We start from the raw sequence: 1,171 nt of genomic DNA on the forward strand, positions 1-1,171 counted from the left end.
ATAGAGGCTCTTCACGAACGCAAGCAGGCTACCCGAGCGCGGATGCTTGACCGTCTCCGGTCGGAAGCAGCAGTCCGGCCAGGCCAGCAGCGCATTGAGCACCACGCCCAGCAGGGTGGTGTCCTTGCGTGCCAGCGCCTGTCTGAGCTCAGCGGTCAGTTGACCCTCGAGCCGCCGGTAGGCAAAGGCCTGCTCGTCGTCCATCGGCACCTCGATGAAGTCTTCATCGTAGGGCGGCAACACGTTGCCACCGATGTCCTTGAGCTTGAGGAAGACGGTGAAGGGCAGCACGTAGCGCATGATGCCCTTGGGGCCGAAGCCCGGGGCCTTGACGGTGCGCACCGACAGCTTCTTGCCTCGTGCTGTCTTGTGCGCGTCACCGTCGCGCTCGGTGTAGATGTCCTTCAGCACCCCGTGGTCACGCAGGAACGACATGGCCGCAGGGCCCATCGATCCGCGCCCGTTGGGGCGATACCCGTCCTCGAGCATCTTCGGCGTGAGGATGCGGAACAGCAGGTGGAACAGGTCGTCGGCATAGCCGCCCATCAGGGTGCCGGTCAGCAGCAGCGACTTGCGCGCCTTGGCTGCCAGCACGCCCATGGCCTGGCCCTGGGCCGACCCGGCGTTCTTGTATTCATGGCCCTCGTCCACGATCAGCAGATCGAAGGTGTGATCCGGCAGCTGCCGCTTGATGAACTCGGTCGGCTGATAGCCGCCTTCACCGAAGCCGAACTCCATCGTGGCCATGGCGCGCTCCATGCGGGCCGCCTGCCGGTCGGAGAACACCAGCTCGCCGTTCTCATCCATGAGGTTGATGAACTCGTGGATGTTGTCTCCCAGCAGCGTGGCCAGGAACTCCTCGCCAAACTGCTGCACCAGGCGCTCCGAGGAGACCTTGCCGATGGTGGGCAGCTTGCGCAGCGCCTTGAGCACCAGGTCGCGCTGCAGGCTGCCCGTCGCCCGCTGCGGCCGCATCAGCGTCCAGAGAGGGCTGTGACAGTGCCGGCACTTGTGGCGCCGCTCCTCACGGAGAAACTGCGACAGCGATACCACCTCGTTGTCGCAGTCGACCACCGTGCCACCGCACTGGGGGCAGGCCGCCAGCTCGCCGCCCGGCACGCGCTTGCGCGCCGCGGCGGGACGCCAGTGAAAGCCCATGCGCATGCGCACA

1 pseudogene is annotated in these 1,171 nt (G+C 66.1%); it reads right to left on the reverse strand.

Going from position 1 to position 1,171, the window contains the following annotated elements:
• Positions 1–1,171, reverse strand: a pseudogene (locus tag Q673_RS24650) (DEAD/DEAH box helicase); the annotation flags it as partial.

Origin of the sequence: Halomonas sp. PBN3 (genome assembly GCF_000475415.1) — a bacterium.
Taxonomy (GTDB): Bacteria; Pseudomonadota; Gammaproteobacteria; order Pseudomonadales; family Halomonadaceae; genus Halomonas; species Halomonas shengliensis.